We start from the raw sequence: 24,077 nt of genomic DNA on the forward strand, positions 1-24,077 counted from the left end.
CGCACTCGCGCGCGCCTGCCCACTATCGAAGGAGTCCTGACCGATGGATAACCCCCACGGCAAAGTAGCCGTCGTCACCGGCGGCAGCAGCGGGATCGGACGCGGCATCGCCCTGGCATTCGCGCGCGCCGGAATGCAGGTCGTGGTGACCGGTCGCCGCGCGGAGCACCTGGATGAGACCGCACGCGTGTTCGCCGAGAACGACCTCGCCGTGCACACGATGCGAGTGGATGTCACCGACCTGGCGGCGATGAAGACCGCCGCCGACGAGGTGGAGGCCCTGTTCGGCCGCGTGGACGTGCTCGTCAACAACGCGGGCATCGGTCTGACCGGTCCTGTCGTGGACGCGACCACCGACGACTGGAACTGGGTCATCGACGTCAACATCCGCGGCGTGGGCAACGGCATCCAGGCGTTCCTGCCGAAGATCCGCGCTCACGGCGATGGTGGGCACATCGTGAACACCTCGTCGATGGCGGCCCTGATGCCGATCGTCGCGGGTCTGTACTCGATGACCAAGGGGGCCGTCGTGGCGCTCTCCGAGGCGTTGCACATCGAACTGCTCGATGAGCGGATCGGCGTCTCGGCGTACTGCCCCGGACCGGTGCACAGCAATATCGCCGAGACCGTCGGCCACCGTCCCGAGCAGTACGCGAAGTCGGGCTATGCCCCGCCGAACCCGTCCTTCAGCGAGTTCGCCAAGGCGCAGCCCTACATGACCGCGGAAGAGGCCGGCGAGCGTGTCCTCCAGGGTGTGCTGCGCGGAGACATGTTCATCCTGACGCATCCCGAGTTCAAGGCCGGAGTCATCGCGCGTCACCGCGCGATCGAGGACGCCTTCCCGGATGAGCCGATCGACGAGGCACGCGCGGCCGTGATCCCCTTTCTGACCGGCTCGCCCGTCTACGCGCCGGAGAACCGTGCGGGCTCGCCTCGGTTGGCGGCGCGCACCATCTGAACGACCGAAGAGGGGGCGCACAGCCGTGCGCCCCCTCTGGCGTTCGCGGGGCACCACGATACGGTCCGTGACAGAGCTCTGCGGAGCAGACACTTCCGCCAGGCGGAAGTGTCTGCGAGCTTGTTCCGCGGAATTCGGCCTGTCGCGTGAGCCGCGTTTCAGGCGGACGGAACAAGCGGGTAGCTTGTGCGGAGTCCCCGCCGATGTAGGAAGGATGGTCAAAGATGACCATTAGCCAGATCCACGCCTCCGAAGTCAAACCGATGACGGCCGCGCAGCGCGCTCTGGCCATTCTCGGCTGTTTCGACCAGGATCACCTCCTGCTCACGCTGAGCGAGATCAGCCGACGCTCCGGGCTCAGCCTGAGCACCACGCACCGCCTGGTCGGTGAACTCCGCGAGTGGGGTGCGCTGGAACGCGCCCAGGACGGCCGCTACGCGATCGGCATGCGCATCCTGGAGCTGGGCTCGCTCGAGCCCCAGGGCATGCGGCTGCGCGATGTGGCACTGCCCTTCCTCGGCGACCTGCAGGCGGCCACGAACGCGAATGTGCACCTGTCGGTGCGGGACGGTCACGACGTCGTGTACGTCGATTCCCTCCGAGCGCGCGGCGGCGCGACCGTCCTGTCCCGGCTGGGCGGCCGCTGGCCCCTGCACGCCACCGGTACCGGCCTGGTGCTGCTGGCCTTCGCCCCGGTGGAGTTCCGCGAAGAGGTGCTGGCGAGTCCGCTCAAGCGCTTCACCGCCGACACGATCACGGACCCGGACGAGTTGCGTCGCGTGCTCGCAGATGTGCGCCGCACCGGAGTCGGCATCGTGCAGGACTCCATCACATCGGATTGCACGTCGGTGGGCGTCCCCGTCCGCGGCGCCCGCGACCGGATCGTCGGCGCGATCGCCGTCACCATTTCAGCGAAGTCGTCTCCGCACACCGTGCTGCCCGCCCTCTCGGCGACCGCGCGGGCGATCTCCCGAGGGCTCGGGGCACCGTCAGCGATCGGACGCCCGAGCACCGCGGCCTGACCCGCTCTCTTCGCAGGCCATCAGCTCGGCGACGCGCTCGCCGAGCATCACCGCGGTATTCGACGTGCCGCGCGAGGGCACGACCGGGAGGATGGACGCATCCGCGACGCGGAGGCCTTCCACGCCGTGCACCCGTCCGTGGGTGTCCACGACAGCATCCGGATCGTCGGCGGGACCCATCCGAGCCGTGCCTGCCGAATGCAGCGCGGTGGCCAGGTGCGTCCCGATCCATTCGTCAAGCTGCTCGTCGGTCGGACCGACGCCGAATCGTTCGACGAGCTCGATCGTTTCGACCAGATCCGCCATCGGCCCGCGGGTCAACAGCGCCAGAGCCGCCCGCACCCCTTGGCGCAGCGCGTGCCGTTCGGACTCGGCGGCGAGGTAGCCGTAGTGGATGTCGACGCCATCTCCCCCGCCGGCGTTGACGAACCCCCGCGAGACCGGCGTGCTCAGCGAGACCCGCAGATCCAGCGGGCCGTCCATCGCGAGATCGCCCGACACGAGTGCGGCGGTGGGCAGGACGGGCAGCAGGAGCTCGAGGGGATGGACGGCGATCGATCCGGCCGGCGTGTTCCACGCCGCCGTCCATCCCGTCATCGGCGTGGGCGGCAGGAATCCGGGCCGGGCGCGCCAGCTGACCGACACCGCCGCGTGGTCGGACAGTCCACGCCCCACGCCGGTGAGCCTGCGGGGCCCATCAGGGCCGACTCCCGAGCGCACGAGGAGGCGCGGGGTCTCGATCGCCCCCGCGCACAGCACCACCTCGTCGGCCTCGATGCGAACGATCCCGTCCACGCCCATCGCCTCGATGCCGACGGCCTGGTCGCCGCGCCAGAGCACCCGGCGCACGTCGAGACCCGATCGGACCTGGACAGCCGTGTCGCCGAGGAGCGCGCGGTACGCACGATCGGTTCCCCAGCGCTCACCGCCGAGCGCATTGCACGGCAGGGTGCCGACACCCGAAGGGCCGCCGCCGTTCTTGTCCGCCTCGACGACCGCGCCCTGCAGCACGGCACCCGCCACGAAGCTCGTCGTGACCGCGTCGGTGCCGGGGTCCCTGATGACCGGCACCGGGCCGTGCGCGCCGTGCACGGCAGCGTGCGGGAAATCATGATCGGACTCGAGGCGGCGCAGCGCGCCGAGGCACGCCTCCCACCCCCACTCCGGCCCCGCGACCGCCGCCCATCGGGCGAAGTCGTCGGGATGCGCACGCAGGAAGTAGCCGCCGTTGACGGCCGAACTGCCTCCCAGCGTGCGCCCCCGGGCGACGCGGTAGGCCCGCCCCGGGGTGATCTCCGCCGCGTACGTCCAGGCCGTCGGTTCGTCGGGCAGCCCGGCGCGCACGGAGCGGACATCCCGCAGCCCGTCGACCGACGTGGCGCCCGCCGGTGAGGCATCCCCGCGGGGGGCACCCGCCTCGACGAGTGTCACCTCGTGGCCCGCAGCGCCCAGACGCGCGGCCAGGGGGATGCCGGAGCCTCCCGCCCCGACCACGATGATGCGCCGCGCGGTCATGCGGGCTCCTCGGCATCGATCACGACGGCCGAGAAGACGTCCCGGAGCCCCCGGAACGACGCGTCGATGAGCGCGAGCAGGTCGGCGTCCGGTCGTTCGATCCACTGCTCGTATGCCGACAGCGAGATACCCAGGCAGGCCCAGGACACGGCCTGCGGGAGCGCGTCCCGCGGAGAGATGCCGAGACGGCGCGCGACGAAGTCGGCGATGACCGCGCGCCACGCCGCGTAGCGCACCGTCGAATGCGCGACGAGCTCGGGCGTCTTGAGCAGGATGATCATGCGGTGGCGATGACGGGCCAGCTCTTCGCTGGGCACCTGATTGAACCCGCGGACCGCGTCGCGCACCGCCGCGATGACCGACGCGTCCGCCGGCGCACGGTCCAGAGCCTCGGCGAAGCCTTCCATCAGGCGGGAGAAGTCGCCCCACGCGACGTCGTTCTTCGACTCGTAATACCGGAAGAAGGTCCGCCTGCTGATGCCGGCCGCACCCGCGATGTCATCGACGGTCACGGTGGAAAATCCCCGGTCGATGAACAGATCGAGACCGATTCGCTCGAGTTCGGCTTTCGAGGTCGCGCGGGCTCGACCTCGACCTCGACGGGCGCTGTCGTCCAAGATCTCTGACATCGGCTCTTTTCTTTGGCACTCAGTGCCAATAAGCTCACCGCACGGCGCTTTCCGCCGACGGGAACTCTCAAGGAGGACAGTAACCCATGGACGCAATCACCACTCCTGCCCCCGCAGATGCTGACGCGACGCTCGTCGAGGCGAACGAACTGGTCGAGGACGTGTCGATCGACGGCATGTGCGGCGTGTACTGACATCGCCATGACCGACATCACCCCCGACAGCGTGCTGCGGCTCCACAACCGTGTCTCCGTGCGCCCTGAGCCGTTCGGCGCACTGCTGTACCACTTCGGGACGAGGCGCCTGTCCTTCCTGAAGTCCCCTGCCCTGCTGGCCGTGGTCGACGCACTCCAAGACGACCGTACGGTCGCTGACGCCCTGGGCGTCGCCGAGGTGCCCGACGCCATGCGCCCGGCCATGCTGCGCGCGATCACCACGCTGCGCGACTCCGAAATGCTTGTAGAGGTAGCCGCATGAGCTCCACCGTCCTAGACCGCCCGGCACCTGCCCCCCGTCTGATCGATCACTTCGAAAGCGGGCTGAACTCCCCGATCTGTCTGACCTGGGAACTCACCTACGCCTGCAACCTCTCGTGCATCCACTGCCTGTCCGCCTCGGGGCGGCGCGATCCTCGCGAGCTGTCCACGGACGAGTGCAAGGCCGTGATCGACGAACTGCAGCGCATGCAGGTGTTCTACGTCAACATCGGCGGCGGCGAGCCCACCGTCCGATCCGACTTCTGGGAGATCGTCGACTACGCGACCAGCCACGACATCGGGGTCAAGTTCTCGACCAACGGCGTGAAGATCACGTCCGAGATCGCCGAGAAGCTCGCCCTCAACGACTACGTCGACATCCAGATCTCGATGGACGGCGCGACCGCCGAAGTGAACGACGCGATCCGCGGGCCGGGCTCGTACGACCTGGCGATCCGTGCGCTGGAGCGACTGTCGGCCGCCGGGATGACGCGCCTCAAGCTGTCCGTGGTCTGCACGCGGACCAACATCGGCCAGCTCGACCAGTTCAAGGAGATCGCCGATCGCTACGGCGCGCAGCTTCGGCTGACGCGTCTGCGACCGGCCGGACGCGGTGCCGACTCGTGGCACGATCTGCGGCCCACACAGGAGCAGCAGCGCGAGCTGTACCAGTGGCTCGTCGCCCGCGGCGAGGAAGTTCTGACGGGTGACTCGTTCTTCCACCTCTCGGCACTGGGAGAGAGCCTGCCCGGGCTGAACCTCTGCGGCGCAGGACGTGTCGTCTGCCTCATCGACCCGATCGGCGACGTGTACGCCTGCCCGTTCGCCATCCACGAGGAGTTCCTGGCCGGCAACATCCGCGGCGAGGGTGGTTTCGGCGAGGTGTGGCGCGAATCCGAGCTGTTCACACGACTGCGCGCGCCGCAGACCGGCGGCGCCTGCAACAGCTGCCCGTTCTTCGACACCTGCCGTGGCGGCTGCATGGCGGCGAAGTTCTTCACCGGACTGCCGCTGGACGGCCCCGACCCGGAGTGCGTCCGCGGCTTCGGCGACGACGCCCTCGCGGCGTCCTCGGGAGAGCGCCCCAAGCCGAGTGGCGATCACTCGCATCGCACGTCACCCCCACGTCCCCGACCCGTCGCGCTCAAGCTGGAGATGCAGCGGCCGACTGCACCGATGGCACCGCCGGTCTCGGCGTGCAATGTGAGCCCGCTCGCGGGCATGCAGCTGAACTGAGAGAGAGCACGTAATGGCCCGCAACGCCTGGTTCGAAACCGTGGCGGTGGCTCAGCGACGCGCGCAGAAGCGCTTGCCCGCCCCCGTCTACTCCGCCCTCCTGGCCGGCTCCGAGAAGGGAACGACGTACGCCGACAATACGGCGGCGTTCTCCGAGCTCGGGCTCGCCCCTCGCGTGGCGGATATGTCGTCCGAACGCGACCTCTCCGTCACTGTGCTCGGCATGGATCTGGCGATGCCGGTCCTCATCTCGCCCACCGGCGTGCAGGCGGTCCACCCCGACGGCGAGGTGGCGGTGGCTCGCGCCGCCGCCAACCGCGGCATCGCGATGTCGCTCAGCTCCTTCGCGAGCAAATCGGTCGAAGAAGTCGGCGCCGTGACCGACAAGCTGAACTACCAGGTGTACTGGCAGGGCAGCCGGGACACGATCGCCGCTCGCCTCGACCGGGCGCGCGCGGCGGGAGTGAAATCGATCATCCTCACCCTGGACTGGTCCTTCTCCAACGGCCGCGACTGGGGCAGTCCGAACATCCCCGAGAAGCTGAACCTGCGCGCGATGGCGGAGTTCGCGCCCTTCGCGATCACCAAGCCCGCGTGGCTGGCCGAGTACCTCAAGCGGGGAACGCTTCCTGATCTGACGGTCCCGAACCTCGTGATCGGCGACGAGCCGGCGCCGACGTTCTTCGGTGCGTACGGCGAATGGATCTCCACTCCCCCGGCGACCTGGGAGGATCTGGCCTGGCTGCGCGAGCAGTGGGACGGACCTGTGATGCTCAAGGGCATCACCCGGGTGGACGACGCACTCCGGGCCGTCGACGCAGGGATGAGCGCGATCTCCGTCTCGAACCACGGCGGGAACAACCTCGACTCGACACCGGCGTCCATCCGACTGCTGCCGGACATCGCAGCCGCCGTGGGCGACCAGATCGAGGTGCTGCTCGACGGCGGCATCCGCCGCGGCAGCGACGTCGCCAAGGCCCTGGCCCTGGGCGCGAAGGCCGTCATGATCGGCCGCGCCTACCTCTGGGGTCTCGCCGCGAACGGTCAGGGCGGCGTGGAGAATGTCCTGGACATCCTGCGTGGCGGACTCGATTCCGCCGTGCTCGGGCTCGGCCATTCCTCGGTGCGCGACCTCAGCCCCGACGATCTGTGGATCCCGCCGGGCTTCACTCGCCGGCTCGGCACGCACGTCGGATGACCGCAGGATCGGAGGCCGGTGTGCCGCCGCTCCCCCTCGTGAACGTCCCGTGGCCTCGCGTGCCACGGGACGTCACGCTGCTGGTGCCGCTCGGCTCGACCGAGCAGCATGGCCCTCATCTGCCGCTCGACGTCGACACCGCGATCGCCCGCGCGGTCTGCGATGGCGTGGCGCGGCGCCTCGCGCAGCCGACGCTCGTCGCGCCCGCGATCGCGTACGGGGCCAGCGGCGAACATCAGGGCTTCGCGGGAACCGTCTCGGTCGGCACCGAGTCCCTGACCCGCACGCTGGTGGAATTCTGCCGATCCGCCCGTCACTGGGCCGGGCGCATCGTGTTCGTCAACGGTCACGGGGGCAACGCGGAGGCCCTGGCCGCCGCGATGGCGACGCTCGCGAGAGAAGCGACGGACGTCAGCTGGCAGCCCTGCCGGCACGGCGACGTCCACGCGGGCAGGCCCGAGACCAGCATCATGCTTCACCTCGCACCGCACCGGGTGCTGATGGATGCCGCGGAGCCCGGCGCCACGGCATCCATTCCCGAGCTGCTCCCCCGCCTGCGGGAAGCGGGCGTGCACGGGGTGAGTGCGAACGGGGTCCTGGGCGATCCGCGCGGCGCCACCGCCGAGGAGGGGGCCGCGATCCTGGATCGCATGATCGGTGAGGTGACCGCATCGATCCGCGAGGCGGGGTCGGCCGCCGCGGCGGCCGAGGCGAACGCGAAGTCGCGCCGACCATGAAGTTCGTGCCCGAAGGACTCGACGTGATGGTCGGCCGTGAGGTGTGGCGCTACGACGGCGGGCGCGTGCTGGTCGGCGGGGCGCCGACGCGGGTCCTGCGGCTCAGTCCCCTCGCCTTCGAACTCGTGCGCGATGAGCAGGTCGTGGCATCGGATGCCACGTCGCGGCAGCTCGCGGCCCGGCTGCTGGAGGCCGGCCTCGCGCACCCCGATCCGGACCGCCTGCCCGCCGCGGATCTGGAGGACCTCACCGTCATCATTCCGGTGCTCGGCCGGTCCGACGCGCTGGAGCGGCTGCTGTCCGGTCTGCACGGGGTGCGCCTGCTGGTCGTCGACGACGGGACGCCGGAACCGGCGGCGGCCGCCCTGCACCGCGTGGTCGCACGTGCCGGCGCCGAACTGCTGCGCCTCGATCGCAACGTCGGCCCGGCCAGCGCCCGGAATGCCGGTCTGCGCCATGCCACCACGCCGTTCGTGGCGTTCGTGGACTCGGACGTGGTCGTTTCCGCCGATGCGCTGGAGCGGATGCTGCGGCACTTCGTCGATCCCGAGCTCGCCCTGGTCGGACCCCGGGTGGTGGGCACGCCGCAGGTCCAGACGTGGATCGCACGCTACGAGAACTCGCGGGCGTCGGTGGATCTGGGCACGCGTCCGGCGCTCGTGCGGCCGCGGTCGGCCGTCTCATGGATGTCGAGCACGTGCCTCGTCGCGCGTCGCGAAGTGCTGGCGCGGGGGTTCACCGATGGAATGCGCGTGGCCGAGGACGTCGACCTGGTGTGGCGCCTCTGCGAGCAGGGGTGGCGCGTGCGCTACGAGCCGCGGGTCGTCGTCGAGCACGAGCACCGGCGCCGATTCGGCGAGTGGTTCAGCCGCAAACTGTTCTACGGCACGGGCGCTGCGGACCTCGCCCCCCGGCATCCGGCAGCGATCCCGCCGGCGATTCTGCGACCGTGGACCATCGCGGTGCTGCTCTGCGTGTTCGCCGCACGCCGGTGGTCGCTGCCGGCAGCCGCGGCGATCAGCGGGGTCGCGGCGTGGCGGGTGCACCGGCGGCTGCGACCGACGACCCGCTCGCGCACTCTCGCCCTGCGCCTGGTCGGCGGTGGAGTCGTGGCCGCGCTCACCCAGGCGTCGGCGCTCGCGCTGCGGCATTGGTGGCCGATCGGCGCCGTGGCCATGCTGTTCTCGCGGCGCGCGCGCTGGATCATCGGCGTCATGGCGGTGGCCGATGGCCTGATCGAATTCAGCCGCCTGCGCCGTGGCCTCGACCCGGTGCGGTTCCTGATAGCCCGGCGCCTGGATGACATCGCCTACGGAACCGGAGTGTGGCTGGGCTGTCTGCGGCGACGGAGCTTCCGTGCACTCCTGCCTGCCATCGTGTCTGATCGCACGGCCCCGGCTTCCGCTGAGCGGAAAGGTGCCTCGAAAAACCCTCGCCGATGACGCTCAATAGAGATGCGGCCGACGCCGCCTTGAACCGACCCAGGAAGCGTGAGACCGATGGCGACACTCGATGAACTGCAGACAATGCTCTCCGTGGACGGCTACTCGCTCTCGGTGGAGACGGCCGATGGCAAGACGAAGGCGGTCATCACGGCGGGCGAGGGCATCTGCGAGGACTGCCTAGTGCCCAAGGTCGTCATGACGGGGCTGCTGGCCCAGGCACTGGACGTGCCCGCCGAGCAGATCACCCTCGAGTACCCCGAAGAACACTGACGTGAGTGAGCGGATCGCCTCCCTCGTCCGGTTCACGTTCCGCGAGGATGCGCTGGATCGCGTCCCCGGGATCGTGAAGGACATGCTCGATACGACACGCACCTTCTCGGGCCTCGAGCAGCTCGACATCCTGCGCGACCCGGAACGACCGGCCGTCTGGACGCTGTACGAGATCTGGTCCGATGACGCATCGGAGCAGGCGTACCGGTCATTCCGCGCCACGCCCGAGGGCGGCGTCGCGGGCCTCGCCGACGTGATCGCCGACCGGCCGTCGCTCGAGCGCTTCCTCATTCAGCCGTAGTCATCGACATCCCGGCTCAGGGCGCCGGGATGTCGATGACGGTGACCGGTGTGCGATTGCCCGCGGCATCCAGTCCGTAGATGCAGTACACCGCCGGAAGCTCGGTCGCGTCGAGGACCAGCGGGGCGACGAACGAGTCTGCGAAGGTGTCGGGATCGTCGCAGTCGGTGGACTCCGGCGCACCCCACCGGAATCGCACGGAGGACAGCTCGGGCGGCCGCAGCTCCGGACGGACGACCACACCGTCATCGAGCGGCTCGACCGTCGCGTCGGCCGCGAACAGGGGCGGCGTACGATCGACCTCGAAGAGCACGGCCGCGGACAGCTCGTATCCCGGGCCACGCGCCGCGCACAGCAGGAAGAGTCCCTCCGTCTCGGGCAGCTCGGGCATCACGACGACGCCGACCGCCTCCCACGGAGCACCGGCCCGCGGGACGACGACGGTCATCGCATTCCGATAGGTCTCCTTGTCCGCGCAGGCGGTCCCATCCCCGATCGGCACCAGCACGGTTTGGAGGATCCCGACCGCCACCGCGACGAAGCTCGCCTCCGGCAGCTGCCCGGCGGCGTCGGGCAGTCCGGCGCCGCGGAACGTCCCGCCGCCGCGCTCGGCCCAGACGTCCGAGAGGGGCAGCGGGCACTCGCCTCCGACGGAGAACCTGCCTGAGGCGACATCGAAGCACCGGCCGACTCCCGCGACGCTCTGGGCGTAACGTGCGTCCACCGCCTCCACACCGGTGCCGGTGAGACGACACGGTCGCCCGGCGGTGCAGGCTCCGCCGTCGGCTGAGCCGGCGCCCGCGGAGGTCGTGCCGATCATCGCCACGACTTCGCCGGGCGCCCCGTCGTGAAGGAGGAGCAGCGGCGATCCGTTCGACCCTTCGAGGTCGCCCGGGCAGTCGTTGGCCCACACGTGAAACCAGAGCCACGACGACTCGACGAGCGTGTAGGGCCCGCCGAGTGTGCACTCGCCCCGCCGCATCACGATCGCGTCGGGCTCCAAACCCTCGGTCGGGACGGCGACGTTGACGACGGCATCTCCGGAGCGCGGCTCGCTCCCGGCGATCCGCACCGCGCGCGCGCCCAGTCGTTCCAGCGCACCCAGGGTCGCGTCGAGCCGGACGATCGCCGCGTCGGTGTCGCGCATCGTCGCGTACGCCAGTTCGGCCACGTCGACGGTGACGGTGGCACCGAGGTTGCCCGCAGCGCGGAAGAACTCCGCGGTCCCGGTCCACTCCTGGCCGAGGACCGTCTCCTGCGCGGATCGCCCCGCGCCACCCACGCAGCGCGCCGTCGTCAGCAGGTACGCCGGACCTTCCTCGACCCCGGTGTCGATCAGCGTCGCGGTGCAGTCCGCGCCGGCGTGCAGGCTGACGACGCCGCCGAACGCCGCGACCTCCTCGAGGGCCACCGGATCGGTCGGCGCTGACAGTCCGGAGCCGTCCTGCGCCGCTGACGAGGTGGGGTTCGGGTCGGGCACACCTGCGGTGCAGGCGGCGAGCGCGATCACGCCGACCAACAGGATTTCCGCAGGCGCCCGATGCCTCACGTCGCACCCCCTCGGTCGGAAGGATAGCCCTACAGCTCGACCCCCACGAGCACCGGCTCGGGTTGCAGGATGAGACCGAACTCCGCCTGCACACGACCCTGGATGAACCGGGCCAGCTGCGCGATCTCCTCCGCGGAGGCACCCCCGCGGTTGGTCAATGCGAGGGCGTGCTTGGTCGACAGTGCCGCGCGCGACCTGGGCAGCTTGAAGCCCTTGCGGAGACCGGAGTGCTCGATGAGCCAGGCGGCGCTGACCTTGACATCGGATTCGTGAGCCGCCGTCGGCGGGACGTAGCCCTGGTAGGCGGCGAGCGGGATGACCAGCGCGGAGTCGACAACCGGCGAGAGCGGCCAGCGCGGGCACTCGGACGGAAGCGTGCGCGCGAACGACGCGGATACGATCGCGTTCTGGAAGAACGACCCGGCGCTGTACGTGTCGGGGTCGTCGTCGTCCAGCACCATGCCCTTGCGGCGCCGCGTGGACAGCACGTGCTCGCGCACCCACGCGATGGACACGGATGCCGCCGGCTCGAGCCCCAGCGCGGTGCGGAGCTGCTCGCCACCGACCGGGCGCTCGCCGGACCCGACGCGCTCGAGCTCGAGGGTCACCGTCAGGATCACGGCCGGGCGTTCCGGCACGAAGCCGTAGTGGTGCTTGAGCACGGACGTCCGGAAGCCGAGACCCAGTTCGGCTGCCGGCACGGCGGAGACATCGCCGGTCTGCTCGTCGATCAATTCGACCTCGACCAGCGTCTGAACGATCTCCTGACCGTACGCGCCGATGTTCTGCACGGGCGCCGCCCCGACGGTTCCGGGGATTCCTGACATCGCCTCGACGCCGGCCAGCCCTTCCTCGACCGCGAACGCGACGAGCGCGTCCCAGTCGTGGCCTGCCTGCACGCGAAGACGGACGAAGCCGTCGCGGGGCGACGGCAGTGTCTCGATGCCGGTGGTGAGCACCCGGATGACGGTGCCCTCGAACGGCTGGTCGCCGACGAAGAGGTTCGATCCGCCCCCGAGGACGAGCACCGGCTCCCCCTCGCTCCACGCGTTGCGAAGAGCGGGAACGAGCTGTTCGACCGTGTGCGCGTCGAACATGCGCTCGGGAACGCCGCCGGTGCGCAGTGTGGTCAGCTGCGCCAGCGGGATCGGTGGGATCTCGGGCATCGGCTAGACGAGACGGACCCGGACCTGCGCCTTGCCGAGCACCGTCCGCTCCGCGTGCGTCACGGTGAGATCGATTCTGGCGCTCTCCTCGTCGACTGCGCCGACCTTCGCGATGATCTGCAGCCACGCACCCGCGTCGGGATCGACCACGACGGGGCGGGTGAAGCGCACGCCGTACTCGAGGATCCGGCCGGCGTCGCCCAGCCACGGCACGATCGTCTCGACCGCGAGGCCCATGGTGAGCATGCCGTGCGCGAGTACACCGGGCAGGCCGACCGCGCTCGCGACGTCGTCGCGGTAGTGGATCGGATTGAAGTCACCGGACGCGCCGGCATATCGTACGAGCGATTCGCGTGTGAGGTGGACCGAACGCTCCGCGACCAGGTCCCCGACGGCGATCACTGCTCGCCCTCCCCGACCACCAGCACGGAGGTCGCGGTCACCACGTGCTCACCCGCGGCATCCCGGATCTCCGCCTCGCTGGTGACCATGGTGTTGCCGCCGATCGCGCGCAGCCCGGTCACCGAGAGGATCCCGGTGAGCTCGTCTCCGGCGATGATCGGACGCGTATAGCGGAAGCGCTGCTCCGCGTGCAGGACCCGCGACAGCTCGATGCCCGAGTCGGGCTCGGCGAGCAGCTGCTGCAGCGTCTGATCCTGAACGACCATCGCGAAGGTCGGCGGCGCGACCACGTCGGCGTAGCCGCGCTCCTGCGCGGCGGCCGGATCGCGATGCTGCGGGTCGTCGGCGAAAACGGCGCGAGCGAACTCGCGCACCTTCTCACGGCCGACAAGGTAAGGCGCTGTGGGGGGGAAGACGCGCCCGACGAGCTCGGGGTTCACTGGCACCGTGCCATCCTATCGAGCGGGGCCGGAACCCGAGCGGCTCAGCGGCGACGCGCGCGCAGGGTGCGCACGGCCAGCTGGATCGCGATGAACGTGATGAACACGGCGAACAGCACGTTGCCCCAGAACGGGTCCACGAGGGTCGCGAGCAATGCGCCCAGGGCGGTCGTCGTACACGCCGCGACCCCGATGAGCGCGGCGGCGGGCAGGTCGACGTTGCCGCGCCGGAGGTTTCCGATCGTTCCCGAGATGGCCGTGGGGATCATCATCAGCAGCGACGTCCCCTTGGCGATGAGGTCGCTCGTCCCGAACAGCAGCATGAGGGCGGGCACCACCACGATGCCGCCGCCGACGCCGATCAGTCCGGCGATGATCCCCGTCGCCACACCGAGCACGACCAGCCCGGTGATCGACAGGACCGTCAGCGGCAGGCCCGCATCGCGGGAGGGGATGACGAGGAAGAGACTGACGACCACGACGGCGAGGAAGCCGATGAAGCTCCACCGCAGCACCGCGAGCGGCACCCGGGGCAGCAGCCACGTGCCGATCTGCGCGCCGACCACTGCTCCGGCCGCCAGGAGGAGCCCGGGGATCCACGCGACCGAGTCGTTCAGCGCATAGGAGATCACCCCGACGGATGCCGTCGGAACGATCGCCGCCAGCGACGTGCCGGCCGCGAGCCTCTGGTTGTAGGCGAGGATCAGCACGAGAAGCGGAACGATGACCGTTCCGCCGCCGACGCCGAACAGCCCCGAGAGAAGGCCCGCGAGCAGACCGATCCCGAGGCAGCTCAGGATGTACTTCGCGCCCCGGGGCCGATCGGTGCCGGGTGCGTCGATGTCGGGCATGCGACCTAACCTGCCGGTTCCGGACGCGGGGCCCGTGCCGCGGCGCGGACCGCGGCCGGGAGGGCGGCGGTGATGCGATCCAGTTCCAGGTCGGTATGCGCGGCGGAGAGGAACCACGCCTCGAACACGCTCGGCGGAAGGCTCACGCCCGCCTCGAGCAGGGTGGTGAAGAACGCCGGGTAGCGCCACGCGTCCTGGTCCTTGGCATCGTCGTAGGTGCGTACCGCACGGTCGCGGAAGGCCAGCGAGAAGAGGCTGCCGGCACGCGAGACGGTGACGGCGAGCCCTGCCGACGCGAACGCCTCTTCGACGGCCGCCGACAGAATCGCCGCGGACCTGTCGATGCGCGCGTAGGCATCGGCGTCCGCACCGCGGAGGGTCGCCAGCCCGGCGGCGACCGCGAGCGGATTGCCGCTGAGCGTACCGGCCTGGTACACCGGGCCCAGCGGCGCCAACAGCTCCATCACGTCCCGGCGGCCGGCGACCGCGGCGAGCGGGAGCCCGCCGCCGACGATCTTGCCGAACGTCACGAGATCGGGCTTCCACATCTCGCCGTCGGCGCGCTCGGCTTCCAGACCCCACCACCCGGCCGGCCCGACGCGGAAGCCGGTGAGCACCTCGTCGAGGATCAGCAGTGCGCCCTCGCGGTGTGCGAGGTCGGACAGCGCCCGGTTGAACCCGTCATCGGGCACGAGCACGCCGGCGTTCGCCCCCGCCGCCTCGGTGATGATCGCGGCGATCCGGCCCGGATGCGCGGCGAAGGCCGCCTCGATCGCGGCGAGGTCGTTGTAGGGCAGCACGATGGTGAGCGCGGCGACGTCGGCGGGCACCCCCGCCGAGCCGGGCAGGCCGAGCGTTGCCACGCCCGAGCCGGACTCGGCGAGCAGTCCGTCCGAGTGCCCGTGGTAGTGCCCGGCGAACTTGAGGACGATGTCGCGGCCGGTCGCGCCGCGCGCCAGGCGCACGGCGGTCATCGTCGCCTCGGTGCCGGTGGAGACCAGGCGGATGCTGTCGAACAGACGTGTGCCGCGGACGGTCGTGCGCTCGCGCAGCAGCTCGGCCAGCTCGGCCTCGCCGGGGGTGGTCGCTCCGAAGGAGAGTCCGCGCGAGGCGGCATCCTGAACAGCAGCGACGACGTCCGGGTGGGCATGCCCCAGCAGTGCGGGGCCCCAGGACCCGATCAGGTCGATGTATTCGCGACCCTCGACGTCGGTGACGTACGCCCCGCGTGCCGAGACGAGGAATCGCGGAGTCCCGCCGACGGAACGGTATGCCCGCACGGGCGAGTTGACCCCTCCCGGGATGACGGCACGGGCGCGGGCGAATTCGGTCTCATTGCTCATGCGGGGCTCCCTTCGCGGATCAGCCGGGCCGCCTCGACGGCCCAATACGTGAGGATCGCGTCGGCGCCGGCGCGGCGGATGGACACGAGCGATTCGAGCACGGCGCGCTCGCGGTCGATCCAGCCGTGGGCGGCCGCGGCCTCGATCATCGAGTACTCGCCGCTGACCTGGTACGCCCAGACCGGGACAGGGGATGCCGCAGCCACTCTCGACAGGACGTCCAGGTAGAGCGACGCGGGCTTGACCATCACGACGTCGGCGCCCTCGTCGACGTCGATCGCGGCCTCGCGCACCCCCTCGCGGGCGTTGGCCGGGTCGAGCTGGTAGGTCCGGCGATCCCCCGCGAGTGAGGACTGGACGGCTTCGCGGAACGGCCCGTACAGCGCAGAGGCGTATTTGGCGGCGTACCCGAGGATCGCGGCATCCTGGTGTCCGTGCGCGTCCAGCACGTCGCGCACCGCCCGCACCTGGCCGTCCATCATGCCGGACAGGCCGAGCAGCGCCGAGCCGGAGGACGCCTGGGCGAGCGCCATCGAGCGATACCGCTCCAGACTCGCATCGTTGTCGACGCGCCCCTGTCGGTCGAGGACGCCGCAGTGGCCGTGGTCGGTGAACTCGTCCAGGCACAGGTCGGTCTGGATCACGAGGGCGTCACCGACCTCTGCGACCGCGACGCGCGTGGCGACGTTGAGGATGCCGTCCGGGTCGTCGGCGCCCGAGCCGATGGCGTCCTTGTGCGCGGGCACGCCGAACAGCATCACGCCGCCGATGCCGGCGGCTGCCGCGTCCTCGAGCGCGGGCTTCAACGAGTCCAGCGTGTGCTGGACGACCCCGGGCATCGATGAGATGGGCACCGGCTCGTTGACGCCCTCGCGGACGAACATCGGCAGGACGAGCTCGGCGGGGTTCAGGCGCGTCTGGGCGACCAGTCGTCGCCAGGCCGCGCTGCCGCGCACGCGGCGAGGGCGGATCTCGGGCACCGGCCCGTCCGGAGAACTCATCAGTGCTTCGTTCGTCATCGCACACCGCCGAGCGGCGCGAGGCGGGCGGCCCCCCGCTCGAGCAGTTCGGTGGCGACCCGGTCCGCGAGGGCGTGCGCCGCACGATCGAGGTCTGCCATGCCGATCGCGTCCGGATCGATCGCTTCCGTGCCTGCCGCGGTGAGCCGGTTCGCACCGTCGACGGCGTAGACCGTGGCCGTGAGGGTGAGGACGCTGCCCTCGAGCCGAGCGGAGGCGGCGATCGGCGCCGAGCATCCGGCCTCCAGACGCGCGAGCACACCACGTTCGGCGGTGGCGGCCGCTCGTGTCGGGGTGTGATCCACGGAGGCCACCCTTTCCACGAGGGCGTCCGCGGCGTCCGTGCGCACCTCCAGCGCCAGCGCACCCTGGGCGGGCGCGGTCGGCCAGAAGTCGATATCGAGCAGCTCCGAGGCCTCACCCAGTCGCCCGAGCCGTTCGAGTCCTGCGGCGGCGAGCACCAGCCCGTCGACGCGGCGGTCGTCGTCGGCGTGGTACAGGCGCCCGAGGCGGGAATCGACGTTGCCCCGGATGCCGACGACGTCCAGATCGGGGCGCGCCGCCAGCAGCTGCGCCCGCCGCCTGGGAGAACCCGTTCCGACGCGCGATCCGAGCGGCAGGCGCGCGAGCGTCACACCGTCGCGGGTGGCGAGGGCATCGCGGGCGTCCGCGCGTTTCGGCACGGCCGCGAGGCGGATGCCGTCCGCCTCCGCCGTCGGGAGGTCCTTGAACGAATGCACGACGAGGTCGACCTCCCCTGCCAGGAGCGCGTCGCGCAGCGCCGAGACGAAGACGCCGGTGCCGCCGAGCGACGCGAGCGGAGCGCTGGAGCGATCACCCTCCGAGCTGATGGTGACCAGTTCGTGGTCGCCGAGGTGCGCGGCGGTGGCGGCCGTCTGGGCGACGGCGAGCGCGCTGGCGCGGGTTCCGATGCGCAGCGGCGCGCCGGGCTTGAACAGGGCGGTCATGGCAGGACTCCAGACACGGCGGGCTTGAACCCGGCACGGATGTTCTCGCAGCACGCGGGGCGACAGACGTCGAACCAGGGGCCGAGGGGGGTGAGGTGCGGACGCTCAGCCGCGGGTGTGCCGTCGCGACGCTCGACCACGAGGTCGACGAGGCCGCTGACGAAGGCCGGATCGACTCCGGGAGTGGGGGTGCGCACGGCACGGATGCCGGCCGCCTCAGCGGCTTCCATCGCTTCGGTGTCCAGGTCCCACAGCACTTCCATGTGGTCGCTGACGAAGCCGAGGGGGACGATCACCACCGCCTCGATCCCGCGCCCCGGCAGCTCGCCGATGACGTCATTGACGTCCGGCTCGAGCCACGGCTGGGTGGGCGGCCCCGAGCGGGACTGGTACACCAGCTCCCAGCCGGTCTCCGCCGCCGCGGGGATCGTGTCCGCGACCTGCGCCATCACCGTCGCCGCGACCGCCTCGTGCTGCGCGGCGTAGGCGCCGCCGGCACCGAAGTCGCGATCACGCGGTCCGGAGCGCTGCGCATCCGAGGTGGGGATGCTGTGCGTGGAGAACAGCACACGGATGCGCCCCGCAGGGACGCCGTCGCCGATCAGGTCCCGCACCGCCGTGGTCACGCCCTCGGTGAACGCGTGCACGAAGCCGGGGTGGTCGAAGAACTGGCGCACCTTGTCGATGGTGACGGTTCCCGGGGCAAAGCCGCCTTCGCGCTCCGCGGCATCCAGAGCCCGTGCCAGGTCCTCGCGGTACTGCCGGCAGCTGGAGTACGAGCTGTACGCGCTGGTGGCGATCGCGAGCAGCGTCGCGCGGCCGTCGGCCGCGGCATCCTGAACCGCCTGTTCCAGGAACGGCGCCCAGTTGCGGTTGCCCCAGTACACCGGCAGATCGATGCCGCGCGCGGCCAGCTCGGCCTCGAGGGCGGCTTTCAGCGCGCGGTTCTGGGCGTTGATCGGGCTCACGCCCCCGAAGTGCCGGTAGTGGTGGGCGACCTCTTCCAACCTCTCGTCCGGGATGCCGCGTCCCCGCGTCACGTTGCGCAGGAAGGGGATCACGTCCTCCTGCCCCTCGGGGCCGCCGAATCCGGCCAGCAGGATGCCGTCGTAGGCGACCGGCGTCTCGACGTGCTCGGGACCTGCCGCTGCGGCGGGGCTCGCGGCCAGGACGGTGGTGTCGCTCATGAGAGCACCTCGGCCAGCTCCTCGAGTTCGATCCGGCGCCCTGTGAAGAACGGGACCTCCTCACGGACGTGCCGGCGCGCCTCGGTGGCACGCAGGTGGCGCATGAGATCCACGAGGTCGATCGGGTCGTCGGCTTCGAGCGCGAGAATCCACTCATAGTCGCCGAGGGCGAAGGAGGCGACCGTGTTTGCCTGCACCTGGGGGTACTCCCGGCCCATGCGACCGTGCTCGCCGAGCATGCCGCGGCGCTCGTCCTCGGGCAGGATGTACCAGTCCAGGCTGCGCACGAACGGGTAGACGGTCACCCAGTCCTTCGGGCCCAGCCCGCGCATGAACGACGGCGAGTGGTCGCGCGTGAACTCGGCGTCGCGGTGCACGCCCAGGGCGTTCCAGCGCGGCGTGAGTGCCGCCAGCGGTGCGACGCGGCGCAGCATGCGCAGGGCCGCCTGCAACCGCTGAGCGTCGTCGCCGGTCAGCCACAGCATCACGTCGGCGTCCGCGCGCAGCCCCGAGACGTCGTAGATGCCGCGGAGCGTCACTCCCGTCTCGGCGACCGCGTCCACCGCGGCGGCGAGCGCCGCCGTTCCGGCGTCGGCGGGCTCGGCGTTGTCGGGGCGGGCGTAGACGGCCCAGAGCGTGTAGCCCACTCGGTCCTGCGTCTCGTTCGTCATGGTCATCCTTCCGCGTCGCCCTGACGGGCGGCTGTCACGTCGGCTTTGATCCGTTCGGCAGTGGCTCGAGCCGCAGGCACGATCGCGGCGAGCCCGGTCACGGACGCCGCCTCGCCGGCGGCCTCCAGACCGCGCGCGCTCGGGGCGGCTTCGAGGGTGCGAGTCCAGGTGCGCACGTCGAGTTCGACGAGCCGATCGATCCGCGCACCTGTGATCGCGCGAAGGTCGGCAGTCACGACCGCCTCCGGGTCATCGGGCATCTCATCGTACGAGAGGCGCACCACGTGACGGTGCGCGGGCAGCCGGTCGGCGAGCCACTGCCACTTCGCGGACGAGTGCGTCAGGGCGCGTGCCGTCACCGCGCCCCCGCCGGCCTCGACCAGGGCGCCGGTCCCGCGCGGGGCGGTGTCCAGATCCGAGGCGTCGACCACGGCGGTCGCGAGCGTGATCGCCCGGGCTCGCAGGGCTGGTCCCGCCGCGGCGGCGCTCGCGAGGACGACGCGTCCCTCGATGCGCTCACCGCTTTCGAGTCCCACACCGCTCGCATCGACGCTGACGACCCGGGCACCGAGGACGAAGGCGGCGCCGGCGGCGCGGGCATCCTGTTCGAGTGCTGCGGCGAGCCGGTGCACTCCGCCACGCAGGCCGGCGACCTGCGAACCGGCGGGGCTCGCCGCCCGCAGCCGCGCGACCGCGGCACCCAGCGACCGGCTCGCGCGCAGCGCATCGGGCAGGCCGGGCGAGGCCTGGGCCAGCGAGAGCGCCTCAGGCACGCTCGAGTAGACGCCGCGCACGACCGGTGCGACCAGGCCGTCGAGCACACGGGCACCCATGCGACGCCGCACCAGGTCACCGAATGAGCGGTACGCCTCCGGCCGACGCAACGGCACGAACGAGTCCCATCGCGCCCGCCAGGAACCGCGCCGGCCGATGGCATCGACGACGTCCTGCCCGCGCGGGTCGGCGGGGATTCCCAGCACGCTCGCGGCGGGCAGCGGATGCGCCTCGCCGTGGCGTCCGATCAGCCACGCGGGCGACGCACGCGGCAGGACCAGGTCATCGACCAGGCCCAGTTCGGAAGCCAGCTGCGCGACCGCGCCGCCGCGTGTGGCGAAAGACTCGGCGGCAGCGTCGACGTCCAGGCCCGCAAGGCTGATGCTGGCGAGTTGGCCGCCGACGCGATCGGCGGCATCGAACACGGTGACCTGGATGCCGGATCGGGCCAGATCGCGCGCGACGACCAGTCCCGCGACACCGGCGCCGACCACCAGAACGCGCGTCGGAGCCGGGAGCGCCGAGGACGGAACGGGTTTCGAGACCGGCTGCACCGGAGGCTGAGTCATCTCAGACCGGGACGGCGCCGACCGAGGCTTCGTGCACGAGACCCACGATGCGCGTCAGCACCTCTGGGTCGGTCTCCGGCGGAACACCGTGGCCGAGGTTGACCACGTGCGCCGGCGCCGACTTACCGCGCTCCAGCACGTCCAGCACGTGTGCGCGCAGCGACTCCCATGGCGCCGTCAGGAACGCCGGGTCGATGTTCCCCTGCAGCACCACGTTCCCGCCGAGTCGACGCGACGCCTCGTCCAACGGGAGTCGCCAGTCCACCCCGATGGCATCCGCACCGATTCCGGCCATCAGATCCAGCACGTCGCCGCTGCCCACGCCGAAGTGGATGATCGGCATGTTCAGACCGCGCAGGGCCGAGAGCGTCCGCCGGGAGTGCGGGGCGACGCGGCGCTGGTAGTCGCTGCGGGACAGGGAGCCGACCCAGGAGTCGAACAGCTGCACGGCGCTGGCGCCCGCCTCGACCTGCGCACGAAGGAACGCGCCGGACACGTCGGCGCACCAGTTCAGAAGCTGTGCCCACGCGGAGGGGTCCGAGACCATCAGGCTGCGCGCGCGCATCTGATCCTTCGACGGCCCGCCCTCGACGAGGTACGACGCGAGGGTGAAGGGCGCACCGGCGAACCCGACGAGCGGGGTGCTGCCCAGCTCGGCCACCGTGCGGGCGACCCCTTCGCGGATGGGGTCGAGCGCATCCGGATCGATCGGCCGCAGGCGCAGGATGTCCGAGGCCGAGCGGATCGGCGACTCCAGGACGGGGCCACGCCCGGGCACGATCTCGACGGGAACGCCGGCGAGCCGAAGGGGGATCACGATGTCGCTGAAGAACACCGCCGCATCCACGCCGTGGCGGCGCACGGGCTGCAGCGTGATCTCACTGGCGAGCTCGGGGTTCAGGCACGCATCGAGCATCGCGGTGCCCACGCGCAGCTCTCGGTACTCGGGAAGGCTGCGGCCGGCCTGGCGCATGAACCACACCGGGGTGCGTTCGGGGCGCTGACCGCGGAGGGCTGTGACCAGCGCAGACGTGCTGGTTCGACCGTCATTGAGGGGATGCGACGCGGAGGAAGACATATCCTCTATCCTCCCACCGCTCGCGCGGCACGCGGTCCGCCCGGGGGCACTCGCCGAGTCAGGGCGCCCTCTGTCGCTGACCTCACGGTTGCGTTCCGTACCATGGGAGGGTGCTTCTCTGCGTCTCCGTGTCCCACCGAACAGCGGACTTCGATCTGCTCGGTCGCCTCTCCGAGGGTGCGACCGCGGGTGCGGCGACGACTCTGCTGGCCGACGGCCGCGCGCGCGGCGCCGTTCTCGTGTCCACCTGCAACCGCATCGAGGCCTACCTGGACGTCGCGCCGGGAGCGGACACGAGCGTCGCCGAGGCCACGCTGCGCACGCTCGCCGGAACGGCGGACCTGCCGCATGACGCGTTGCGCGAACGCGCACAAGTGCTGTCGGGGGCGCCCGCACTCCATCACCTGTTCGCCGTGACATCCGGGTTGGAGTCGCTCGCCGTCGGTGAGGAGGAGATCGCCGGCCAGGTGCGCCGCGCCTATGAGGCTGCCCGTGAGGCCAGCTCGACGACGCCGGAACTCGATACCGCGTTCCAGCGCGCAGCCAAGGTCTCCCGCGATGTGCGCTCGGCGACGTCTCTCGGAAAAGCCGGGCGCTCGCTCGTCCAGTTCGCGCTGCAGCTGGCGGGCACGCGCCTGACCGACTGGCGCCAGACACGCGTGCTGATCGTCGGGACAGGAAACTACGCGGCGACGACGGTCGCGGCGCTACGGACACTCGGTGTCTCCGAGCTCTCCGTCTACTCGCTGACCGGCCGTGCCGAGAAGTTCGCCAAGAGCTACGGGGTCCGCCCCGAGCGGGGGCTGCGGGATGCCGTCGCCGCCGCCGACGTCATCATCACGTGCACCAACACCTACTCGCTGACGGTCGAGGAGATCCCCGACGACGCACGCCGGACGATCATCGATCTCGGACTGCCTCGCAACGTCGACCCCGCGGTCGGCAGGCTCCCGGGAGTCGAGCTCATGGACCTCGAGCTCATCGCCACCCACGCGCGCCTGCCCAAACTCGCCCCCGATGCGACGGCGCGGCAGCTCGTTTCGTCCGCGGCCGACGCGTTCGCCGCCGAGCAGACCGCGGCCCCTGCCATCGTCGCTTTCCGCTCCCACGTCTTCGACGCCCTCGACAGCGAACTCGCACGGCTCGCGTCGAAGTCCGTTCCCCCGGAGCAGGCCGCGGCCGTCACGCAGGCCTTGCGCCACTTCGCCGGGGCGCTCCTGCACGACCCGACCCAGCGCGCCCGCGAACTGGCAGCGCGCGGGCACGTGGGTCAGTTCGAGGCGGGGCTGGCCGCTGTCTTCGGGATCGACGCGACGAGCGCGCGCGGCACGATCACGCCGCTCCGGCCGCCCGCGACCGAAACAGGCGCCGCCGAGACCGGCAGCGCCTGATCGGGTTGCTCACTCGTTCGTCACGGCCTCGTTGATCGCCCATCCGTCGCCGGAGGGCACCACGATGTATGCGTAGCGGTCCTCATACTCGACCGGCTGGTCCACCGGAGTCCCCTCCGCGTCGACGAGGCTGGAGTACGTCTCCGTCGTCTCGACGCGGATCTGCTCGTCCTGGGACTGGACCGAGGTCACGTTCACCTCATAGTTCTGGACAGAGTCGATGAAGCCCTGAGATGCGGCCGAGAACGCGGCGCAGTCCACGAGTTCCAGCGCCGCGCGCAGACTCTCGGTCGTGGCCGCGGTGAACTTGTCGCAGTCGTTGGTGCGCCACGCCTCGTCATACTGCTCCACCGCCGCGACCGCCGCGGCCTCGTCCTCGGCGTTGCCGCCGCTGCCGCCGCCCGCGAGGTTGCCCATGACCATGGGGATGAGCACCGTGGCGAGGATGACCACGCCCAGGAGCACGATGCCCAGCACGACCCAGAGGATCCAGAGCTTGGACTTCTTGGGCTCGGTCGCCGCGATGAACGCCCCTGAGGGCGCCTGTCCGCCGGGGAACCCGCCCGGGTATCCGGGGGGTGTCGCCGCGGGGTCCGCACCCTCGGGCGCCGCATCGAACCAACTGGCTGACGCCGGCGCGGACGTGCGACGCGCGTCGCTCAGCGTCGGCGCAGCGGGCGGGACGGAGTCCCCATCCGCGGGCGGATCCACTGGCGCAGCGAGGAGCACATCGTCGGCGGACGCGCCCGGTGCGCGCGGAACGGCGGTCTCGGCATCCGGAGTCTGCACGTGCTCGGTCCACTGGGTACCGTCCCACCAGCGCAGCGCGCCGCGTTCGTCGTCGTACCAGCCGGGTGGTGTCGTGGCCATGCGCTCGTCCCT

The 24,077-nt window shown here is 71.0% G+C and carries 26 protein-coding genes; 11 read left to right on the forward strand and 15 right to left on the reverse strand.

Features of this window, described 5'->3' with window-relative positions:
- Positions 1-43: 43 nt before the first annotated feature.
- Together ABD655_RS14630 and ABD655_RS14635 are read left to right on the forward strand one after the other, a co-directional pair.
- Complete coding sequence (locus tag ABD655_RS14630) at positions 44-958, forward strand: SDR family oxidoreductase (RefSeq protein WP_344715031.1); 915 nt, start codon at positions 44-46, stop codon at positions 956-958.
- A 224-nt stretch (positions 959-1,182) separates the two neighbouring features.
- Positions 1,183-1,980: an IclR family transcriptional regulator gene (locus ABD655_RS14635; RefSeq protein WP_344715032.1), complete on the forward strand. Its 798-nt coding sequence runs from the start codon at positions 1,183-1,185 to the stop codon at positions 1,978-1,980.
- Here ABD655_RS14635 and ABD655_RS14640 read toward each other — a convergent pair.
- Both ABD655_RS14640 and mftR read right to left on the reverse strand, forming a co-directional pair.
- On the reverse strand, positions 1,948-3,495 hold the full coding sequence (locus tag ABD655_RS14640; protein ID WP_344715033.1) for a GMC family oxidoreductase N-terminal domain-containing protein: 1,548 nt from the start codon (positions 3,493-3,495) through the stop codon (positions 1,948-1,950). The two genes, ABD655_RS14635 and ABD655_RS14640, sit on opposite strands and share 33 nt — an antisense overlap.
- Entirely contained in the window at positions 3,492-4,124 is a 633-nt protein-coding gene (gene mftR, locus ABD655_RS14645; protein WP_344715034.1) for a mycofactocin system transcriptional regulator, read from the reverse strand. The genes ABD655_RS14640 and mftR overlap by 4 nt, the downstream gene beginning before the upstream one ends.
- An 86-nt stretch (positions 4,125-4,210) precedes the next feature.
- Here mftR and mftA point away from each other — a divergent pair, with 86 nt between their 5' ends.
- The 8 genes from mftA to ABD655_RS14685 are packed head-to-tail and all read left to right on the forward strand — an operon-like array spanning position 4,211 to position 9,787.
- Positions 4,211-4,318, forward strand: a complete 108-nt coding sequence (gene mftA / locus ABD655_RS14650) for a mycofactocin precursor MftA (protein ID WP_257503927.1) — start codon at positions 4,211-4,213, stop codon at positions 4,316-4,318.
- A 7-nt stretch (positions 4,319-4,325) separates the two neighbouring features.
- Positions 4,326-4,601: a mycofactocin biosynthesis chaperone MftB gene (gene mftB / locus ABD655_RS14655; RefSeq protein WP_344715035.1), complete on the forward strand. Its 276-nt coding sequence runs from the start codon at positions 4,326-4,328 to the stop codon at positions 4,599-4,601.
- Complete coding sequence (gene mftC / locus ABD655_RS14660) at positions 4,598-5,836, forward strand: mycofactocin radical SAM maturase (protein ID WP_344715036.1); 1,239 nt, start codon at positions 4,598-4,600, stop codon at positions 5,834-5,836. The genes mftB and mftC overlap by 4 nt, the downstream gene beginning before the upstream one ends.
- Before the next feature lie 13 nt (positions 5,837-5,849).
- Positions 5,850-7,034, forward strand: a complete 1,185-nt coding sequence (gene mftD, locus ABD655_RS14665) for a pre-mycofactocin synthase MftD (RefSeq protein ID WP_344715037.1) — start codon at positions 5,850-5,852, stop codon at positions 7,032-7,034.
- Positions 7,031-7,771, forward strand: a complete 741-nt coding sequence (gene mftE / locus ABD655_RS14670) for a mycofactocin biosynthesis peptidyl-dipeptidase MftE (RefSeq protein ID WP_344715038.1) — start codon at positions 7,031-7,033, stop codon at positions 7,769-7,771. The genes mftD and mftE overlap by 4 nt, the downstream gene beginning before the upstream one ends.
- Positions 7,768-9,213: a mycofactocin biosynthesis glycosyltransferase MftF gene (gene mftF, locus ABD655_RS14675; protein WP_344715039.1), complete on the forward strand. Its 1,446-nt coding sequence runs from the start codon at positions 7,768-7,770 to the stop codon at positions 9,211-9,213. Before mftE ends, mftF begins: the two co-directional genes overlap by 4 nt.
- A gap of 57 nt (positions 9,214-9,270) precedes the next feature.
- On the forward strand, positions 9,271-9,486 hold the full coding sequence (locus tag ABD655_RS14680; protein WP_344715040.1) for a hypothetical protein: 216 nt from the start codon (positions 9,271-9,273) through the stop codon (positions 9,484-9,486).
- Position 9,487: 1 nt separating this feature from the next.
- The gene (locus tag ABD655_RS14685) at positions 9,488-9,787 is read left to right on the forward strand and encodes a putative quinol monooxygenase (protein ID WP_344715041.1); all 300 of its coding nucleotides are present in this window, start codon (positions 9,488-9,490) and stop codon (positions 9,785-9,787) included.
- A gap of 16 nt (positions 9,788-9,803) precedes the next feature.
- Here ABD655_RS14685 and ABD655_RS14690 read toward each other — a convergent pair whose 3' ends face one another.
- From ABD655_RS14690 to hemE, 12 genes are read right to left on the reverse strand one after another with little or no spacing between them, the layout of a single operon-like run.
- On the reverse strand, positions 9,804-11,336 hold the full coding sequence (locus ABD655_RS14690) for a hypothetical protein (protein WP_344715042.1): 1,533 nt from the start codon (positions 11,334-11,336) through the stop codon (positions 9,804-9,806).
- A gap of 29 nt (positions 11,337-11,365) precedes the next feature.
- On the reverse strand, positions 11,366-12,502 hold the full coding sequence (locus ABD655_RS14695) for a UDP-N-acetylmuramate dehydrogenase (protein WP_344715043.1): 1,137 nt from the start codon (positions 12,500-12,502) through the stop codon (positions 11,366-11,368).
- A gap of 3 nt (positions 12,503-12,505) precedes the next feature.
- Positions 12,506-12,904: a MaoC/PaaZ C-terminal domain-containing protein gene (locus ABD655_RS14700; protein WP_344715044.1), complete on the reverse strand. Its 399-nt coding sequence runs from the start codon at positions 12,902-12,904 to the stop codon at positions 12,506-12,508.
- The gene (locus ABD655_RS14705) at positions 12,901-13,350 is read right to left on the reverse strand and encodes an FAS1-like dehydratase domain-containing protein (protein ID WP_344715045.1); all 450 of its coding nucleotides are present in this window, start codon (positions 13,348-13,350) and stop codon (positions 12,901-12,903) included. The genes ABD655_RS14700 and ABD655_RS14705 overlap by 4 nt, the downstream gene beginning before the upstream one ends.
- 38 nt (positions 13,351-13,388) lie before the next feature.
- On the reverse strand, positions 13,389-14,195 hold the full coding sequence (locus tag ABD655_RS14710; protein ID WP_344715046.1) for a sulfite exporter TauE/SafE family protein: 807 nt from the start codon (positions 14,193-14,195) through the stop codon (positions 13,389-13,391).
- Between the two features lie 5 nt (positions 14,196-14,200).
- Positions 14,201-15,538 carry a glutamate-1-semialdehyde 2,1-aminomutase gene (hemL, locus tag ABD655_RS14715; protein WP_344715047.1) on the reverse strand — a complete coding sequence of 446 codons (1,338 nt, stop codon included), beginning with the start codon at positions 15,536-15,538 and terminating at the stop codon, positions 14,201-14,203.
- Complete coding sequence (gene hemB, locus ABD655_RS14720; RefSeq protein ID WP_344715048.1) at positions 15,535-16,539, reverse strand: porphobilinogen synthase; 1,005 nt, start codon at positions 16,537-16,539, stop codon at positions 15,535-15,537. The genes hemL and hemB overlap by 4 nt, the downstream gene beginning before the upstream one ends.
- Before the next feature lie 14 nt (positions 16,540-16,553).
- Positions 16,554-17,525, reverse strand: a complete 972-nt coding sequence (gene hemC / locus ABD655_RS14725; protein WP_344715049.1) for a hydroxymethylbilane synthase — start codon at positions 17,523-17,525, stop codon at positions 16,554-16,556.
- Positions 17,522-18,712 carry a ferrochelatase gene (locus tag ABD655_RS14730; RefSeq protein ID WP_344715050.1) on the reverse strand — a complete coding sequence of 397 codons (1,191 nt, stop codon included), beginning with the start codon at positions 18,710-18,712 and terminating at the stop codon, positions 17,522-17,524. Before ABD655_RS14730 ends, hemC begins: the two co-directional genes overlap by 4 nt.
- Positions 18,709-19,389 (reverse strand): hydrogen peroxide-dependent heme synthase, encoded by a 681-nt coding sequence (hemQ, locus tag ABD655_RS14735; RefSeq protein WP_425561673.1) that lies wholly within the window; start codon positions 19,387-19,389, stop codon positions 18,709-18,711. The genes ABD655_RS14730 and hemQ overlap by 4 nt, the downstream gene beginning before the upstream one ends.
- Positions 19,386-20,726, reverse strand: a complete 1,341-nt coding sequence (locus tag ABD655_RS14740) for a protoporphyrinogen/coproporphyrinogen oxidase (protein WP_344715053.1) — start codon at positions 20,724-20,726, stop codon at positions 19,386-19,388. The genes hemQ and ABD655_RS14740 overlap by 4 nt, the downstream gene beginning before the upstream one ends.
- A 1-nt stretch (position 20,727) precedes the next feature.
- The gene (gene hemE / locus ABD655_RS14745) at positions 20,728-21,804 is read right to left on the reverse strand and encodes a uroporphyrinogen decarboxylase (protein WP_344715055.1); all 1,077 of its coding nucleotides are present in this window, start codon (positions 21,802-21,804) and stop codon (positions 20,728-20,730) included.
- 110 nt (positions 21,805-21,914) lie between these two features.
- On the opposite strand from hemE, the gene ABD655_RS14750 reads away from it, so the two are divergent.
- Positions 21,915-23,195 carry a glutamyl-tRNA reductase gene (locus ABD655_RS14750; protein WP_344715057.1) on the forward strand — a complete coding sequence of 427 codons (1,281 nt, stop codon included), beginning with the start codon at positions 21,915-21,917 and terminating at the stop codon, positions 23,193-23,195.
- A gap of 9 nt (positions 23,196-23,204) precedes the next feature.
- On the opposite strand, the gene ABD655_RS14755 is transcribed toward ABD655_RS14750, so the two are convergent.
- On the reverse strand, positions 23,205-24,065 hold the full coding sequence (locus tag ABD655_RS14755; RefSeq protein ID WP_344715058.1) for a DUF2510 domain-containing protein: 861 nt from the start codon (positions 24,063-24,065) through the stop codon (positions 23,205-23,207).
- Between the last annotated feature and the right edge of the window lie 12 nt (positions 24,066-24,077).

This window comes from Microbacterium terregens, from assembly GCF_039534975.1.
GTDB lineage: Bacteria > Actinomycetota > Actinomycetes > Actinomycetales > Microbacteriaceae > Microbacterium > Microbacterium terregens.

Bases quoted from the DNA above. Each gene is read 5' to 3' on its own strand.
- ABD655_RS14640 (WP_344715033.1), bottom strand. From the start codon at position 3,495: ATGACCGCGCGGCGCATCATCGTGGTCGGGGCGGGAGGCTCCGGCATC.
- mftB (WP_344715035.1), top strand. From the start codon at position 4,326: ATGACCGACATCACCCCCGACAGCGTGCTGCGGCTCCACAACCGTGTC.
- mftA (WP_257503927.1), top strand. From the start codon at position 4,211: ATGGACGCAATCACCACTCCTGCCCCCGCAGATGCTGACGCGACGCTC.
- ABD655_RS14635 (WP_344715032.1), top strand. From the start codon at position 1,183: ATGACCATTAGCCAGATCCACGCCTCCGAAGTCAAACCGATGACGGCC.
- hemE (WP_344715055.1), bottom strand. From the start codon at position 21,804: ATGTCTTCCTCCGCGTCGCATCCCCTCAATGACGGTCGAACCAGCACG.
- mftF (WP_344715039.1), top strand. From the start codon at position 7,768: ATGAAGTTCGTGCCCGAAGGACTCGACGTGATGGTCGGCCGTGAGGTG.
- hemC (WP_344715049.1), bottom strand. From the start codon at position 17,525: ATGACCGCCCTGTTCAAGCCCGGCGCGCCGCTGCGCATCGGAACCCGC.
- mftR (WP_344715034.1), bottom strand. From the start codon at position 4,124: ATGTCAGAGATCTTGGACGACAGCGCCCGTCGAGGTCGAGGTCGAGCC.
- ABD655_RS14695 (WP_344715043.1), bottom strand. From the start codon at position 12,502: ATGCCCGAGATCCCACCGATCCCGCTGGCGCAGCTGACCACACTGCGC.
- mftC (WP_344715036.1), top strand. From the start codon at position 4,598: ATGAGCTCCACCGTCCTAGACCGCCCGGCACCTGCCCCCCGTCTGATC.
- ABD655_RS14630 (WP_344715031.1), top strand. From the start codon at position 44: ATGGATAACCCCCACGGCAAAGTAGCCGTCGTCACCGGCGGCAGCAGC.
- ABD655_RS14740 (WP_344715053.1), bottom strand. From the start codon at position 20,726: ATGACTCAGCCTCCGGTGCAGCCGGTCTCGAAACCCGTTCCGTCCTCG.
- hemL (WP_344715047.1), bottom strand. From the start codon at position 15,538: ATGAGCAATGAGACCGAATTCGCCCGCGCCCGTGCCGTCATCCCGGGA.
- ABD655_RS14680 (WP_344715040.1), top strand. From the start codon at position 9,271: ATGGCGACACTCGATGAACTGCAGACAATGCTCTCCGTGGACGGCTAC.
- mftD (WP_344715037.1), top strand. From the start codon at position 5,850: ATGGCCCGCAACGCCTGGTTCGAAACCGTGGCGGTGGCTCAGCGACGC.
- hemQ (WP_425561673.1), bottom strand. From the start codon at position 19,389: ATGACCATGACGAACGAGACGCAGGACCGAGTGGGCTACACGCTCTGG.
- mftE (WP_344715038.1), top strand. From the start codon at position 7,031: ATGACCGCAGGATCGGAGGCCGGTGTGCCGCCGCTCCCCCTCGTGAAC.
- ABD655_RS14730 (WP_344715050.1), bottom strand. From the start codon at position 18,712: ATGAGCGACACCACCGTCCTGGCCGCGAGCCCCGCCGCAGCGGCAGGT.
- ABD655_RS14710 (WP_344715046.1), bottom strand. From the start codon at position 14,195: ATGCCCGACATCGACGCACCCGGCACCGATCGGCCCCGGGGCGCGAAG.
- ABD655_RS14755 (WP_344715058.1), bottom strand. From the start codon at position 24,065: ATGGCCACGACACCACCCGGCTGGTACGACGACGAACGCGGCGCGCTG.
- hemB (WP_344715048.1), bottom strand. From the start codon at position 16,539: ATGAGTTCTCCGGACGGGCCGGTGCCCGAGATCCGCCCTCGCCGCGTG.